Annotated in this window: 15 protein-coding genes; 14 read left to right on the top strand and 1 reads right to left on the bottom strand. The window is 67.6% G+C overall.

What is annotated here, in order from left to right; translation table 11 throughout:
• Window positions 1–26: 26 nt before the first annotated feature.
• From AC1ROX_RS20515 to AC1ROX_RS20465, 11 genes are all read left to right on the top strand, one after another.
• The gene (locus AC1ROX_RS20515; RefSeq protein ID WP_493128539.1) at window positions 27–914 is read left to right on the top strand and encodes a FadR/GntR family transcriptional regulator; all 888 of its coding nucleotides are present in this window, start codon (window positions 27–29) and stop codon (window positions 912–914) included.
• Window positions 915–921: 7 nt separating this feature from the next.
• Entirely contained in the window at window positions 922–1,824 is a 903-nt protein-coding gene (gene urtB, locus AC1ROX_RS20510; RefSeq protein WP_493128537.1) for an urea ABC transporter permease subunit UrtB, read from the top strand.
• Window positions 1,824–2,852, top strand: coding sequence for a branched-chain amino acid ABC transporter permease (locus AC1ROX_RS20505; protein WP_493128535.1), 1,029 nt, complete (start codon window positions 1,824–1,826; stop codon window positions 2,850–2,852). Before urtB ends, AC1ROX_RS20505 begins: the two co-directional genes overlap by 1 nt.
• The gene (locus tag AC1ROX_RS20500) at window positions 2,849–3,562 is read left to right on the top strand and encodes an ATP-binding cassette domain-containing protein (protein WP_493128533.1); all 714 of its coding nucleotides are present in this window, start codon (window positions 2,849–2,851) and stop codon (window positions 3,560–3,562) included. Before AC1ROX_RS20505 ends, AC1ROX_RS20500 begins: the two co-directional genes overlap by 4 nt.
• Window positions 3,562–4,269, top strand: coding sequence for an ABC transporter ATP-binding protein (locus AC1ROX_RS20495; protein ID WP_493128531.1), 708 nt, complete (start codon window positions 3,562–3,564; stop codon window positions 4,267–4,269). Before AC1ROX_RS20500 ends, AC1ROX_RS20495 begins: the two co-directional genes overlap by 1 nt.
• 34 nt (window positions 4,270–4,303) lie before the next feature.
• Window positions 4,304–5,491, top strand: coding sequence for an ABC transporter substrate-binding protein (locus AC1ROX_RS20490; RefSeq protein ID WP_493128529.1), 1,188 nt, complete (start codon window positions 4,304–4,306; stop codon window positions 5,489–5,491).
• A 3-nt stretch (window positions 5,492–5,494) separates the two neighbouring features.
• Window positions 5,495–6,886, top strand: a complete 1,392-nt coding sequence (locus AC1ROX_RS20485; protein ID WP_493128527.1) for an amidase family protein — start codon at window positions 5,495–5,497, stop codon at window positions 6,884–6,886.
• Window positions 6,883–7,395 (top strand): amino acid synthesis family protein, encoded by a 513-nt coding sequence (locus AC1ROX_RS20480; protein WP_493128525.1) that lies wholly within the window; start codon window positions 6,883–6,885, stop codon window positions 7,393–7,395. The genes AC1ROX_RS20485 and AC1ROX_RS20480 overlap by 4 nt, the downstream gene beginning before the upstream one ends.
• A 133-nt stretch (window positions 7,396–7,528) precedes the next feature.
• Complete coding sequence (locus AC1ROX_RS20475) at window positions 7,529–8,779, top strand: thiolase family protein (RefSeq protein WP_493128523.1); 1,251 nt, start codon at window positions 7,529–7,531, stop codon at window positions 8,777–8,779.
• Between the two features lie 103 nt (window positions 8,780–8,882).
• Window positions 8,883–9,779, top strand: a complete 897-nt coding sequence (locus tag AC1ROX_RS20470; RefSeq protein ID WP_493128521.1) for an SDR family NAD(P)-dependent oxidoreductase — start codon at window positions 8,883–8,885, stop codon at window positions 9,777–9,779.
• 95 nt (window positions 9,780–9,874) lie between these two features.
• On the top strand, window positions 9,875–10,993 hold the full coding sequence (locus tag AC1ROX_RS20465) for an adenylate/guanylate cyclase domain-containing protein (protein WP_493128519.1): 1,119 nt from the start codon (window positions 9,875–9,877) through the stop codon (window positions 10,991–10,993).
• A gap of 3 nt (window positions 10,994–10,996) precedes the next feature.
• Here AC1ROX_RS20465 and AC1ROX_RS20460 read toward each other — a convergent pair whose 3' ends face one another.
• Entirely contained in the window at window positions 10,997–11,443 is a 447-nt protein-coding gene (locus AC1ROX_RS20460; RefSeq protein ID WP_493128517.1) for a flavodoxin domain-containing protein, read from the bottom strand.
• A gap of 80 nt (window positions 11,444–11,523) precedes the next feature.
• Between AC1ROX_RS20460 and paaG the strand changes: the two genes are divergently transcribed.
• Genes paaG through AC1ROX_RS20445 form a run of 3 tightly spaced genes read left to right on the top strand, consistent with a single transcriptional unit; the run spans window position 11,524 to window position 14,086 of the window.
• Window positions 11,524–12,333 (top strand): 2-(1,2-epoxy-1,2-dihydrophenyl)acetyl-CoA isomerase PaaG, encoded by an 810-nt coding sequence (gene paaG / locus AC1ROX_RS20455; RefSeq protein ID WP_493128515.1) that lies wholly within the window; start codon window positions 11,524–11,526, stop codon window positions 12,331–12,333.
• An 11-nt stretch (window positions 12,334–12,344) separates the two neighbouring features.
• A complete protein-coding gene (locus tag AC1ROX_RS20450) occupies window positions 12,345–13,127 on the top strand; it encodes an enoyl-CoA hydratase-related protein (protein ID WP_493128513.1) in 783 nt (260 codons plus the stop codon).
• Between the two features lie 26 nt (window positions 13,128–13,153).
• Window positions 13,154–14,086 carry an SMP-30/gluconolactonase/LRE family protein gene (locus tag AC1ROX_RS20445; protein WP_493128511.1) on the top strand — a complete coding sequence of 311 codons (933 nt, stop codon included), beginning with the start codon at window positions 13,154–13,156 and terminating at the stop codon, window positions 14,084–14,086.
• Window positions 14,087–14,112: the final 26 nt, after the last annotated feature.

The following is a 14,112-nucleotide window of genomic DNA, read 5'->3' as shown; positions in this document are numbered from 1 at the left end:
TACACACCTCGGAGAAGGTGAAAATCATGGCCCGTAAAACTGCCGCTTCCCGTGCCCGGACCGCGTCGCGTCCTGCCCCGGAAAAAAAGCCTGCCGGCCCCCGCCTGGTCGCGGGCGATACCTTCCGCACGCCCAAGCGAGGCGATCTCGTCGTCGAGGAGATCAAGCGCTGGATCGTGACGCGCGAGTTGATGCCCGGCGACCGGCTGCCCAAGGAGGCGGAGCTGCAGGAGATGTTCTCGGTGTCGAAGGGAACGGTGCGCGAGGCGCTGAAATCGCTCGACGTGCAGGGCCTGATCTCGATCAGCACCGGTCCATCGGGCGGCGGCACGGTTGTGGAGGTGCCGTTCGAGCGCACCTTCCAGCTCGTACAGAATTACCTCTTCTTCAAGGATGTCGACGTGCGCGACATCTATGCCGTGCGCCGCATGGTCGAGCCGGAGCTGGCGGCCGGCGCCGTGCCGCACCTGACGGAGAGCGACTTCGAATCGATGGAGGCCAGCATCGAGACCTGCGCGCCGACGCCGATGAGCGAGGCGCAGGCGCTGCGTCAGCGCCAGGAAGACCTGCATTTCCACGACATCCTGGCCGAGCGCAATCCCAACGCCTTCCTGCGCTTCTGCTGCCAGATGGTGAACCAGACGCTGCGCCGCCTCGTGGTGTTCGGCGGCCAGCCGATGCACCCGCACAACAACGAGCTCGGCCGCACCAACGTGCTGGCGCATCACGCCATCCTCGCGGCGGCGCGCAAGCGCGACGCGGAGAAGGTGCGCCGCCTGATGTTGGCCCATATCGACGAGGCCGAAGGCCATGTGCGCAAGATGCACGGCACCATGAGCAGCCGGCTGGTGCTCGATTCGGAGATGCGCGTGAACGTGACGCCGCGCCGCCTCGTGAAGTCCCCCGCCAAGTGAGCCTCCCATGACCGGCGACATGATCGTCGTCCTGCTGAACGCGCTGACCCTCATCAGCATCCTGGCGCTCGTCGCCATCGGGCTGGCCGTGGTGTTCGGCATGATGGACGTGATGAACCTCGCGCACGGCGAGTTCGTCACCATTGGCGCCTACACGCTCGCCTTCGCGCAGTCGCTGAACGGCCTGCTGCCGTCCGGCACGGCCTATTGGGTGGCGCTGGCCGCCGCGCCCTTCATCGGTGCCGCCTTCGGGTTGGTGATCGAATGGCTGGTAATCCGTCCGCTCTACAAGCGGCCGCTCGACATGATCCTCGCCACCTTCGGCGTCAGCCTGATCCTGCAGAAATCCATCGAGCTCACCTTCGGCGCGCTGCCGCAGATCGTGTCGGCGCCGGTCGAGGGCATGGTGCCGCTGGCCGGCGCGCACTATCCCGCCTACCGGCTGCTGATCATCGTCGTGGCCTTCCTCGTGGTCGGCGGCACTTTGGCGCTGTTCCGCTGGAGCCAGTTCGGCACCGACCTGCGGGCCGTGATCCAGAATCGCGCCATGGCCGAGGCGCTGGGCATCAATGCCAAGAAGCTGACGCGCATCGCCTTCGCCGGCGGGGCGGGGTTGGCGGGCCTGGCCGGCGTGCTGCTGGGACCGCTCGCCTCGGTCGAGGCGCATCTCGGCGTCTTCTACATGGGCAAGGCCTTCTTCGTGGTCATCATCGGCGGCATCGGCTCCGTCGTGGGCTGCGTCGCGGGCAGCGCGCTGGTGGGCGGCGCGGAGACGCTGCTGAACTACCGGCTCGATCCATCGCTCGCCTCCGCCCTGGTGCTGGCGCTGGCCATCGTGCTGGTGCGGCTGCGTCCGCGCGGACTGGTGCCGGGCTACAGCGCCGCGCACGAACTGCTGGGCAAAGGGTGATGGCGCGCCTCGGCATCGCCTTCCGGCTCCTCTTCGCGCAGCCGCGTCTGGCCGGCCGCGAACGGCTCGGCGTCGCGGTGGCGCTGGTGCTGCTGTTCGTGCTGATCGCCGCGCCGATGGTGGGCTCGGAGTATCGCACCGCCCAGTTGCGCGATGCGCTGCTGCTCTCGGTGCTGGCGCTCAGCCTCGACTATCTCTGGGGCCGCTCGCACACGCTGGTGCTGGGCCATGCGCTGTTCTTCGGCATCGGCGCCTATGGCATGGCGGTGGCGACCACCAAGCTCGGCTGGTCGTCGGGCGCCGGTATTCTCCTCGGCATCGCCGCGTCGATGGCAGTGGCCGCGGCCAGCGGCTATTTCCTGCTGTTCGCGGGCGTGCGGCTGCATTTCTTCGCCGTGCTGACCATGGCGATGTCGTTGATCGCCACCCAGATCGCGGTGAGCTGGTCGTCGGTCACCGGCGGCGATGTCGGCATCCTGGGCATCTCGCCCATCGAGTTCTCTCTCGGCACACTTGCCTATTCCAGCGCCGAAGGTGCGCAGGGATATTACGGCGCGCTCGTTGTGGCTTTCGGCGTGCTGACCATTCTCTGGCTTGCCTGCCGCGGCCCCTACGGGAAAGTGCTGGAAGCCATCGGCAGCAACGAAACGCGCGCCCGCACCCTGGGCTTCAACACGTCGCTGCATCTGCTCATCGCCTTTACCGTCTCGTCCGGCCTGGCCGCACTGGCCGGCGCGCTGTTCGCGGCAGCATCGGGCGTTGTGGCGCCCGACCTGCTGGGGCCCATCGTCTCGACCGAGATTCTGGTCTGGGTGGCGATCGGCGGACGCGGCACCCTGGTCGGCCCGCTGATCGCCACGTTGCTCGTGACACAGGTGAGCCACGCCGTATCGAGCTACAGCACCAGCCTGTGGCCGCTGATCCTGGGTGGTTTGTTCCTGCTGATCGTCTTCGGCTTGCCCGACGGCCTGGCCTCGCTGACCCGGCGCATTCCAGCGCTCTTCAGGCGCGGGGCAGCGGCGAAATGAAGCCGCTGCTCGAGCTCACCGGCGCCAGCAAGCGCTATGGCGGTATCGCGGCCATCGACGGCGTCTCGCTGTCGGTGGGCGAGAAGGAACTTGTCTGCGTCATCGGTCCCAACGGGGCGGGCAAGAGCTCTTTGCTCAACGTCATGAGCGGCACCTTGAAGCCCGACAGCGGCGACCTGCAGTTGAGGGGCGCCTCGATGCTGGGCAAGCCGCCGCACGCCTTCGCGCGCGCCGGCATCGTGCGCAAGTTCCAGGGCGCCAACGTCTTTCCCTGGCTGACGGTGACGGAGGCACTGGAAGTGGCGGGGCTGGGCGTCGCGGTGGCGACCGGCCGGCCACCACCCGCCGTCGCCGACGTGCTGGCGACCATCAAGCTCGGCCATCAGGCGAATCGTCTGGGCTCGATGTGTTCGCACGGCCAGCGGCAATGGCTCGAGGTCGGCATGACCTTGATGGGCCGGCCGAGCCTGTTGCTGCTCGACGAGCCGACCGCCGGCATGACAGCCGTCGGCACCGTCGACATGGCCGAGCTGGTGCTGGTGCTCGCGCGCGAGATGTCGGTGGTAGTGATCGAGCACGACATGTCCTTCGTGCGCCGACTGGGCTGCCGGACCGTCGTCATGCACCAGGGCTGCCTGATCGCCGACGGGACGTTCGAGTCCGTGTCGCAGGATCCGCGCGTGCGCGATGCCTATCTGGGGCGCGCCTGATGAGCGGCGTGCTGCTGCAGATCACCGACCTGAGCGGCGGCTACGGAATCGGACCGGTGCTCGATGGGCTCAGTCTCGCGGTCGCGACCGGAGAGGTCGTTTCCGTCGTCGGCCGCAACGGCTCGGGCAAGTCGACGCTCATCAAGGCGATCATGGGCCTTCTGCCGGTGGCCGAGGGCGCCATCCGCTTCGAGGGCCGTGAGCTGCTCGGCCAGCCGACGCACCGCATCGCGCGCGGCGGCGTCGCCTATGTGCCGCAGGGCCGCGGCATCTTCCCGCGACTGACGGTGAAGCAGAATCTGGAGATCGGCGCCCGCGCGTCGGGCCATGGCAGCGCCATCCCGGCGGATGTGCTGGCGCTCTTTCCCTTTCTCGAAGGCCGCTACGGCCAGTTCGGCGGCACCATGTCCGGCGGCGAGCAGCAGATGCTGGCGATTGCTCGCGCGCTTTGCGCCCGGCCGCGGTTGCTGCTGCTCGATGAGCCGTCGGACGGCGTGCAGCCCAGCATCGTGCAGGCGATCGGCGCGCTCATTCCGGAGATCGCGGCGGCACGCGGATTGGGCGTCGTGCTGGTCGAGCAAAATCTCGACCTTGCCCTGAATGCGGCACGGCGCGTGGTCGTGCTCGACAAGGGCACGATCGCGCACGAGTGCGCGTCGGACGATTTCCGCGATGTCGAGATCCAGACGCGGTTCCTCGCGGTCTGAGACGTTGAGTTGGCGATTGAGGGTGGAGGGGCAAATGGCACAACGCAGGATCACACGACGTAATCTCGGGCTGGCCACCGCGGCCATCGGCACGATGGGCTTTCCCGCCATCGTGCGCGCGGCGGATCCCATCCGCATCGGCTTCCTGGGACCGTTGAGCGGCGCCCTGGCCTTTGTCGGCCAGACCAACCAGAACTGCCTCACGCTGGCGGTCGCGGAGATCAACGAGTCGGGCGGGCTGCTCGGCCGCAAGGTCGAGATCGTGGCCGAGGACTCGCAGATGTCGACCAAGACGACCCTCGACAAGGCGCGCAAGCTCTTCCAGAGCGACGGCGTGGTCGCGATCACCGGCCTTGTCCTGCCGTCGGAGCGCGAGGCTGCCTTGTCGGTGGCGGCGCCGGCCAAGCGCTACGTGATGTTCCCCAATTTCGACGAGGGTCGGTGCCATCCCAACCTGATCGTCACCGGGCTCGCTGCCAACCAGACCACGGCGCCGATGGTGCAGTGGCTGATGAAGAATGTCGGCAAGTCGATCTACGTGATCGCATCCGACCTTGCGACCAACCGCGACATCTTCTTCACCAACCTCAAGACCGAGACGGAGAAGCAGGGCGGCACCATCATGGGCGCCCAGTATTTCCCGTTCGGCACGCGCGATTTCGGACCGGCGCTGCAGCAGGTCGCGGCCGCCAAGCCCGACATCGTCTGGCACGCCATCGGCGACGATCCCATCACCTTCGTGAAGCAGTACCATTCCTTCGGCATGAAGCCGCAGCTCGTGACGCCGCTGGTCCATGAGTCGATCGCGGCGGCGACCGAAGGAGCCTCGGTGGGCAACATTGGTGTCGAGTCCTCGTACATGAGCGTCGACACGCCGGCCAACCACGCTTTCGTCGATGCCTACAGCAAGCGATTTGCCGATTTCACGCCGCGCCGCTCGCGCGGCAAGGTGGTGATCCTGCCTCACGGCGAGAAGACCTATGTCTCGGCCAAGCTGCTGGCCGCAGCGATCGCCAAGGGCGGCGGCACCGACTTCGAATCGCTCCGCAAGGGCTTCGGCCAGGTCGAACTGGCGGCGCCGCGCGGCATGGTGAAGGTCGACCTGGCGGCCAGCCATCTCACCAGCGACACGCTGGTCGGTAAGGTGATGCCCGACCGTGGCATCGACGTGATCGCGCGGCTGGGTCCCATTGCGCCGACCTGCACCGGGACCAGGGGCTAGGCGATGCTCGATCTCGGTGTCGCGGCGCTGACCGAAGGGTTTCGCGCCGGCCGCTTCTCGCCCGTGGAGACCATGCGCGCAGTGCTGGCGCGTGCGCAGGCGGTGCAGCCGGTGCTCAATCCGCTGGCGGCCATCGACGAGGCGGGTGCGCTCGCCGCCGCCAGAGAATCGGAGGCGCGCTGGCGGGCCGGTCGGCCGCTCGGGCCGCTCGATGGCGTTCCGGTCACGGTGAAGGACCTGACGACGACGCGCGACATGCCGACCCGGCTCGGTTCGCATGCAATTGCCTCCGACGCCCTGCCGCGCATCGATGCGCCGCCGGTCGCGCGCTGCCGCGAGGCGGGCGCGATCCTCTTCGCCAAGGCTACGACCTCGGAGTTCGGCAACAAGATCGTGACCGAGTCGCCCTTGTGTGGTGTCACGCGCAATGCGTGGAACCGCGACCGCACCTCGGGCGGCTCGAGCGGCGGTTCGGCGGTCGCGGTAGCCTGCGGCCTGGGCCCGGTCGCCATTGCCAGCGACGGCGGCGGATCGGTGCGCATCCCGTCGAACTGGTGCGGCGTGGTGGGGTTCAAGCCGTCCTACAAGCGTGTGCCGACCTTCGCCCTCGAAGGCTTCGGCTCGCTCTCCAACATCGGCCCCATCGCGCGCAGCGTCGGCGATGCCGCGCTCCTGTTCCAGGTGATGGCCCAGCCGTTCGCCGGCGACTGGCAGGCGACGCCCCACGAGGATCGCGACTGGATGGCAGAGCTGGTCAAGGGCGTGCGCGGCCTGCGGATCGCCTACAGTCCGGCGCTCGGCATTGCCGAGGTGCAGCCCGATATCGCGGCCGGCGTGGCCCGGGCGTCGCGGGTGTTCGGCGAGCTGGGCGCCATCGTCGAGACGGTGGAGCAGGTGCCGCCGCTGCAGGGTTACGTCGAAAGCCGCCTGCATTCGGTGCAATGGATCGTGAATCTCTCCCACCTGCTGCGTGGATTTACGCCGGAGCAGCGCGCACTGGTCGACCCCGACACCCGCGCCCTGGCCGAGATCGGTGATCAGCTTCCCGCCTCGGCGCTTGCGTCGGCGTTGGCGGCGCGCGAGACGCTGGGCCGCGGCATGCACGCCTTCCTCGGCGACTACGACCTGTTGCTCTGCCCGACCTTCCACGTCGAGGCGCCGCCGGTCCCCGGCCTGCCGGAATCGCTGCGCGAGGCGCCGCGCTTCACGTCATGGTGCAACCAGACCATGCAGCCCGCGATCAGCGTGCCGGTCGGCCTGACCGCGTCGGGCATGCCCTTCGGCCTGCAACTGGTCGCCCGCCGCTATGCCGATGCGCTGGTGCTGCGCGCTGCCGCGGCCTACGAAGAAGCGCGGGGTATCCTGCCATCGCCGAAGCTGGAGGCTGCCCCATGACCGAACCCGCCCCGATCCGGTATGTCGCGCAGGCCGATGTGCTTGCCGATGGTACCGCGCGTCGCGCCTGGGCGGCGGCCGTCGTGCCCGTCGCACTTCCCGGAGAAGACCTGGAACCGCTGATCGCGCTGGGTGAGAGGCTCGGCGACGAGCTCGGGCGCCGAGCGATCGACATGCTGGGCACTCCCGCCACGGCCTACGGCAAGAGCGCCATCGTCGGCGCATCGCTCACGCGCGAGATGGGCGCCGCGATCCTGCATCCCCGGCTCGGCAAGCCATTGCGTGCGCTGCTGGGCGGCGGCAAGGCGCTGATACCGTCCAGCGTCCGCCTGGCCGGCCCGGGCGCGGTCATCGATGTGCCGCTGCACGGCAAGGACAATGAGTGGGATTTCGCGCTGCTCGATTCGATCGAAGTGATGGTCGCCGGGGCCCCCGGACCGAATGAGATCGTGGTGATCGTGGCGCTTGCCGCCGGTGGGCGTGCACATGCGAAGATCGGGGTGAGCTGACTCGCGGTTTTTTCTCTGGGGCTGCATCTGGCCCCATCAGCTTTTCCCCGTTTCATCGAGCGGTCGCGCTCCCATCTTGTCTCTCCTCGCGCCAGGGCGTTAAGTGCGGCCCAACAGCGTGAAGGGGGAAACCATGCGCGACGTCTACGTGATCGGCGCCTACACGACCGTCTTCAAGAAGCACCCGGGCCTCAGCTTCGGCGACCTCGCCCGCGAGGCCTATATGGGTACCCTGGCCGACGCCGGCATGAACAAGGGCACGGACATCGAGACCGGCTGGCTGGGCAATTGCGGCATGGGATTCTGGGGCCAGAACTCGATCCGCGGCCAGGCGCTGTTCCAGCCGCTGGTCGAGGAGGGGCTGTTTCCCGAGCGGGTGCCGATGTTCAACGTCGAGAATGCCTGCGCCACCGCCTCGACCGCGTTCATGGGCGCGTGGAAGGACGTGCTGGCCGGCACGCACGAGCTGTCCTTTTGCCTCGGCGTCGAGAAGCTGTTCAGCCCGGAGGCGCCGGAGCGCACGGCGGGACTCTTCAACCAGGGTTACATTACCAGCCAGCACGACCGGCTGGTCGAGGAGATGAACCGGGTCGGCAAGATGGTCGGCTCGGAATTCGCGCCCGGCTCCGACCGCACCATCTTCATGGACACCTATGCCATGCAGGCCAAGTGGCACATGTGGAAGTACGGCACGACGCAGGCCCAGATCGCCGCCGGCGCCGCCAAGAACCACAATTACGGCGCGCTGAACGAGAAGGCGCAGTACCGCTTCCAGATGACGCCGCAGTCGGTGATGGAAGATCGCCCGGTTTCGTTCCCGCTGACCCGCGCCATGTGCGCGCCGATCGGCGACGGCGCGGCGGCGGCGCTGCTCTGCTCGGCGGAGTATCTCGAGAAGCAGCCCAAGGAAGTGCAGGACCGTGCCCTCAAGATCGCGGGCGTCGGCTTCTCCGGTGGCAAGTACCGTAACCTCGACGAGCCGGGCCTGACGCGCGCGGCCGGCGACAAGGCCTACAAGATGGCGGGCCTCGGGCCTGAGGACATCGACGTCGCCGAGGTCCACGACGCCACCAGCTTCTGCGAGATCTACCAGTGCGAAATGCTGCGCTTCTGCCCCGAGGGTGAAGGCGGCAAGTTCGTCGAGTCGGGCGCCACAGGCCCCGGCGGCAAGCTGCCGGTCAACACGTCGGGCGGCCTCGTCTCCAAGGGCCATCCGGTGGGCGCCACCGGCCTGTCGATGCTGGCCGAGCTTGCCACGCAGCTGCGCGGCGAGGCCGGCGCCCGGCAGGTGCAGGGGGCAAAGGTCGCGCTCGCTGAAAATGGCGGCGGCGTGATCGGCATGGAAGAGGCCGTGGCCTCCGTCGTGATTCTCAGGAAAGAGTAACCGTGTCATTCCGAGCGCAGCGAGGAATCCTTCCGGTTCGGGAAAGATCCCTCGCTTCGCTCGGGATGACACATTTTATCGGGCGTCCCAGGAGAACAATGAGATGACAATCCGCTTCGACAACCGTGTCGCCATCGTCACTGGCGCGGGCAACGGGCTCGGCCGCGCGCACGCGCTCCTGCTGGCCAGCCGCGGCGCCAAGGTGGTCGTGAACGATCCGGGTGGCGCGGTCGACGGCAAGGGTGGCGGACACGCCGCGGCCGACAAGGTGGTCGACGAGATCAAGGCGGCCGGCGGCCAGGCCGTCGCCAATTACGATTCCGTCGCCGAGGCCGCGACCGCCGCCAACATCGTGAAGACCGCCGTCGATGCCTTCGGCACGGTCGACATCGTGGTGAACAATGCCGGCGTCCTGCGCGACAAGACCTTCCACAACATGACGACCGAGGATTTCGAGTTCGTCGTGAAGGTCCACTTCCTCGGCACCGCCTATGTCACGCACGCCGCCTGGCCGATCATGCGCGCCAAAGCCTATGGCCGTGTGGTCGTGACCTCGTCGAATTCGGGCATCTACGGTACCTTCGGCCAGTCGAACTATGGCGGCGCCAAGCTCGCGGTCGTGGGCTTCATGAACGCGCTGCGGCTTGAGGGCCAGAAGTATAACATCATGATGAACGCGCTGGCGCCGATCGCCGCGACGCGTATGACCGAGAGCCTGATGACGCCGGAAGCTCTCGCCAAGCTGAAGCCCGAGTTCGTCTCGCCGATGGTGGCCTATCTCTGCAGCGAGCAGTGCCAGCGCACCGGCGATATCTGGAGCGCCGGCGCCGGCAGCTTCGCGCGCATCGAATATCGCGAGGCCGAGGGTCTGCGCATCGATGGCCGTGCGCCGACGGTCGAGGACGTGGCCGACAATATCGAGAAGATCGCCGACGTCTCGGCCAACCGCGTCTTCCGCACCTCCGGTGAGGAAGTCGCCGCCGTCGTGAGCGGCTCCTGAGCCCCGAGGCACCCGTAACCGACGCACCCGCTACCGGTACATCGGCAGCGGATCGGCTGCTGCCGGTTGCGAAATGGCTGTTGCGCGAGGGCCGGTTGATCAGGCGGCCGGATGCCTTCATCGAGCAGCTGATGAATCGCGTGCTCGAGGCGGGCGTGCCGATCTGGCGCATGTATTTCGGCCTGCAGCTCGTTCACCCGCAGCTCCAGGCGATGGGTTATCTGTGGCGGCGCGGCGAGTCCGTGCAGTCCATTGCCCGCGCCTATGGCGTGCAGTTCACACCGGCCTATCTCGGCAGCCCGATCCAGGAAGTGCGCGAGAGCGGCAACTCGGTGCGGTATCGGCTCGATCGTTTGGACGAGAAGCACCATGATGTCCTGCATGAGGTGCGGGAGGGCGGCGGCACCGACTATTTCTCCCTGCCGATGCACATCCGCCGTGACGGGCCGATGCCGGTCGTGGCTTTCGCGACCGACCGCGAGGGCGGTTTCAGCGACGCCGACATCGACGACCTGGTCCGCCTCGTTGACATGATGGGTTCGGTGACCGAGATGCACATCGAGGAGAGTGTCGCCCGCACCGTCACCGAGACCTATCTCGGTCGTCAGGTCGGCCAGCGCATCCTGAACGGCGCGATCCGGCGCGGCGACGGCGAGGAGATCCGCGCCGTGCTCTGGTTCTCCGACCTGCGCGATTTCACCGGCCTCAACGAGCGCCTGCCGCCCGACCAGGTGCTGGAGCTGCTGAACAATTATTTCCAGCTCGTCGGCGACGCGCTGACCAAGCATGGCGGCGAGATCCTGAAATTCATCGGCGACGGTGTGATGGCCTATTTCCCCGCCGAGGATGCGCTGTTCATGCCGATGGTGACGGCTGCCGCGCTGGAAGCAGCGCGCCAGCTGATCACCGATGCCGATGCCGCCAACGAGGCGCGCGCCACGGGCGGCGCGGAGCCGATGAAATTCGGCATCGGGCTCCATGTCGGCACGGTGACCTTCGGTAATATCGGCACGGAGGATCGGCTGGACTTCACCGTCATCGGCTCGGCCGTCAACCGCGCGTCACGGCTCGAAGGTTTGACGAAGGCCTTGGGCGTCCGCGTCTGCGCTTCCGCCGAATTCAACGAGGACTGCCCGCGCCCGATGAAGTCCTTGGGCAAGCACCGATTGCGTGGCGTCCGCGATCCTGTCGAGATCTTCACGCTGCCGGATTAGAAATCAAACCTTCGTCTTCCAGCCTTCGATCCAGGTAAGGGCTTCTTCGTCCGGGAGCGGTTGCTCGGAGGCGTCGACCTCCAGACGTTCGCCGACCTTCTTCGCGCCGCAGCGTTCCAGCACCTCGTCGACTTTCTTGCCGCCGCCGCAGAACGTGTCCTGGTAGGTCATGTCGCCCAGCGCGATGACGCCGTAGCGGTGGCCCGACAGGTCGGGCTTGTCGCGGTGCAGCGCCTCGACCAGCGGCAGGATGTTGGTCGGGATGTCACCCGAGCCGTGCGTGGCGCAGACCACGAGGAGCACGTCGTGCGCCTGCAGGTCGGCGGCGGTCGCGGCCTTGTCGGTGACGTCGACGGTGTGGCCGGCGGTCGCCAGCACGGGCTGCAGCGCGTCGGCCACCATCTGGGCGTTGCCCGATTCGGTGCCGACCAGGATCAGGATCGTGGCCATGCTCCGGGATAAGGTAGCGAATGCCGCGATGCGACGCGACCCGATGGCGCGGCCTCGGGACGCATGCCAGTCTTTGGTTCATGACCGAAACGAACCCGGAAATACCCGTCCTGTCGACGCTTGAGGGCGGCGTGCTGACCCTGACGCTCAACCGTCCGCAGCGCCTGAATTCGATGAGCCATGCGCTGATCGACTCGATGAATGCCGAGCTGAAGCGGGCCCGTGAGGACTCCGCCGTGCGCTGCGTGCTGCTGACCGGCACCGGCCGCGGCTTCTGCGCCGGCGCCGACCTGGCCGGCGGCGGTCCCGGCGATGCGGGGACCTCGGGCCCGCGCGATGTCGGTGCCGCCATGGACCGCATCTTCAACCCCATGATCCGCGCCATGCGCGACCTGCCCAAGCCCATCGTCGCCGCGGTGAACGGCGTGGCGGCGGGCGGCGGCGCCAACTTGGCGCTCGCCTGCGATATCGTGATCGCCGCGCGCTCGGCCCGCTTCGACCAAGCCTTCGTGCGCATCTCGCTGATCCCCGACCTCGGCGGCACCTGGTTCCTGCCGCACACGGTGGGCGATGCCCGCGCCCGCGCGCTCGCGATGCTCGGCAGCTCCGTGCCGGCCGAGGAAGCCGCGCGCATGGGCATGGTCTGGCAGGTGGTCGACGATGCCGCGCTGATGGAGGAGGCCGGCAAGATTGCCGCCAGGCTCGCGACCGGCCCGACCCGCTCCTATGCCGCGATCAAGGGCGCCATCAATGCGGCGGCCACGAATACGCTGGACCAGCAGCTCGACCTCGAACGCGACCATCAGCGCGAGCTCGGCAAGAGCGAGGACTTCAAGGAAGGCGTCGCGGCCTTCCTCGCCAAGCGCGCCCCCAATTTCACTGGCCGTTGATTGAGAGACAGATGACTTACGAGAAGATCCAGATCGCCAAGGAAGATGGGCTCGCCACACTGACCCTGAACGCGCCGGATCGGCTGAATGCCGTTTCACGTAAGATGATCGGCGAGCTGAAGCAGTGCTGGGAAGAACTTGCCGCCGACACCTCGGTGCGCGCCGTGCTGCTGACCGGCGCGGGCCGCGGCTTCTGCGCCGGCGCCGACTTGGCCGATCCCGACCGCGGCAACACGTCGGACTCGGGCGAGGCGCTCGACAAGTTCTTCAATCCGGTGATCCGCCTGATGCGCAGCGTGCCGAAGCCGATCGTGGCGGCGGTGAACGGACCGGCGGCCGGCGTTGGCATGAGCTTCGCGCTGGCCTCCGACATCGCCGTCGCGGGCAAGTCCGCCTCCTTCCTGCAGGCCTTCGCGCGCATCGGCCTGTTGCCCGATGGCGGCAGCACGTGGTTCCTGCCGCGCCTGGTGGGCGAGCAGCGGGCGCGGGCGCTGGCGATGCTGGCGCCGCAGATCACTGCGCAGCAGGCCAAGGACTGGGGCCTGGTCTGGGACGTGGTCGAGGACGCCGATCTCATGAAGACCGCGGGTGACCTGGCGCGGCGCATGGCCGACGGGCCGACGATGTCGCTCGCCCGCATCAAGGAGGCGATGAACCGCGCCAGCGGCAATACGCTCTCCGAACAGCTCGACGTCGAGCGCGACTTCCAGCGCGAGCTGGGCAAGAGCGAGGATTTCAAGGAAGGCGTCGCGGCCTTCCTCGCCAAGCGCAAGCCCGCCTTCAAGGGCAAGTAACGACAAGAAATACGGGAGAGACGACCATGACGACGCCGTTCAAGGAAATCACCTCGGGCCTCAAGTTCCCCGAAGGCCCGGTGGCCATGCAAGACGGCTCGGTCATCCTGGTCGAGATCGCGCGCGAGACGCTGACCCGCGTCACGCCCGACGGCAAGCAGCACATCGTCGCCAAGCTGGGTGGAGGACCGAACGGCGCGGCAATGGGACCCGGCGGCAAGATCTATGTGACCAACAATGGCGGCTTCAACTGGATCGAGCGGCCCGACGGCCGACTGTTTCCCGGCACGCAGCCCGCTTCGTACAAAGGCGGCTCGATCCAGGTGGTCGATCCCGAGACCGGCAAGTTCGAGACGCTCTACGACAGCTGCGACGGTCGCAAGCTGAACGGGCCGAACGACCTGGTGTTCGACGATGCCGGCGGTTTCTGGTTCACCGACCTCGGCAAGACGCGCGAGTACGACAACGATCGCGGTGCCGTCTACTACGCCAAGGCCGACGGTTCGAAGATCGAGCAGAAGGTGTTCCCGCTGGAGCGGCCCAACGGCTGCGGTCTCTCGCCCGACGGCAAGACGCTCTACGTCGTCGAAACGCCCACCGCGCGCCTCTGGGCCTTCGAGCTTTCCTCGCCCGGCACCATCAAGGATGCCAACGGCCCCTATCGCGGCGAGAAGGGTCGCGTGGTGACCGGTCTCGGCGGCTACCAGATGTTCGACTCGCTGGCCGTCGACTCCGCCGGCCATATCTGCGTCGCGACCCTGATCACCGGCGCCGTCTCCGATATCTCGCCCGACGGCCAGTCGGTGACACAATACAAATTCCCCGACGCGATGGTCACCAACGTCTGCTTCGGCGGAAAGGACCTGCGCACCGCCTACGCGACGCTGTCGATGACCGGCAAGCTCGTCAGCTTCGACTGGCCGCGGCCGGGGTTGAAGCTCGAGTATCTGAACAAATAGGTCGTGCTGGGGGCGCGCGCCCAGCG

This window comes from Reyranella sp. GW821-FHT14A01, assembly GCF_058803965.1.
This window is presented reverse-complemented; position numbering and strand designations above follow the sequence as displayed.

Bases quoted from the DNA above. Each gene is read 5' to 3' on its own strand.
- AC1ROX_RS20515 (WP_493128539.1), top strand. From the start codon at position 27: ATGGCCCGTAAAACTGCCGCTTCCCGTGCCCGGACCGCGTCGCGTCCT.
- urtB (WP_493128537.1), top strand. From the start codon at position 922: ATGACCGGCGACATGATCGTCGTCCTGCTGAACGCGCTGACCCTCATC.
- AC1ROX_RS20505 (WP_493128535.1), top strand. From the start codon at position 1,824: ATGGCGCGCCTCGGCATCGCCTTCCGGCTCCTCTTCGCGCAGCCGCGT.
- AC1ROX_RS20500 (WP_493128533.1), top strand. From the start codon at position 2,849: ATGAAGCCGCTGCTCGAGCTCACCGGCGCCAGCAAGCGCTATGGCGGT.
- AC1ROX_RS20495 (WP_493128531.1), top strand. From the start codon at position 3,562: ATGAGCGGCGTGCTGCTGCAGATCACCGACCTGAGCGGCGGCTACGGA.
- AC1ROX_RS20490 (WP_493128529.1), top strand. From the start codon at position 4,304: ATGGCACAACGCAGGATCACACGACGTAATCTCGGGCTGGCCACCGCG.
- AC1ROX_RS20485 (WP_493128527.1), top strand. From the start codon at position 5,495: ATGCTCGATCTCGGTGTCGCGGCGCTGACCGAAGGGTTTCGCGCCGGC.
- AC1ROX_RS20480 (WP_493128525.1), top strand. From the start codon at position 6,883: ATGACCGAACCCGCCCCGATCCGGTATGTCGCGCAGGCCGATGTGCTT.
- AC1ROX_RS20475 (WP_493128523.1), top strand. From the start codon at position 7,529: ATGCGCGACGTCTACGTGATCGGCGCCTACACGACCGTCTTCAAGAAG.
- AC1ROX_RS20470 (WP_493128521.1), top strand. From the start codon at position 8,883: ATGACAATCCGCTTCGACAACCGTGTCGCCATCGTCACTGGCGCGGGC.
- AC1ROX_RS20460 (WP_493128517.1), bottom strand. From the start codon at position 11,443: ATGGCCACGATCCTGATCCTGGTCGGCACCGAATCGGGCAACGCCCAG.
- paaG (WP_493128515.1), top strand. From the start codon at position 11,524: ATGACCGAAACGAACCCGGAAATACCCGTCCTGTCGACGCTTGAGGGC.
- AC1ROX_RS20450 (WP_493128513.1), top strand. From the start codon at position 12,345: ATGACTTACGAGAAGATCCAGATCGCCAAGGAAGATGGGCTCGCCACA.
- AC1ROX_RS20445 (WP_493128511.1), top strand. From the start codon at position 13,154: ATGACGACGCCGTTCAAGGAAATCACCTCGGGCCTCAAGTTCCCCGAA.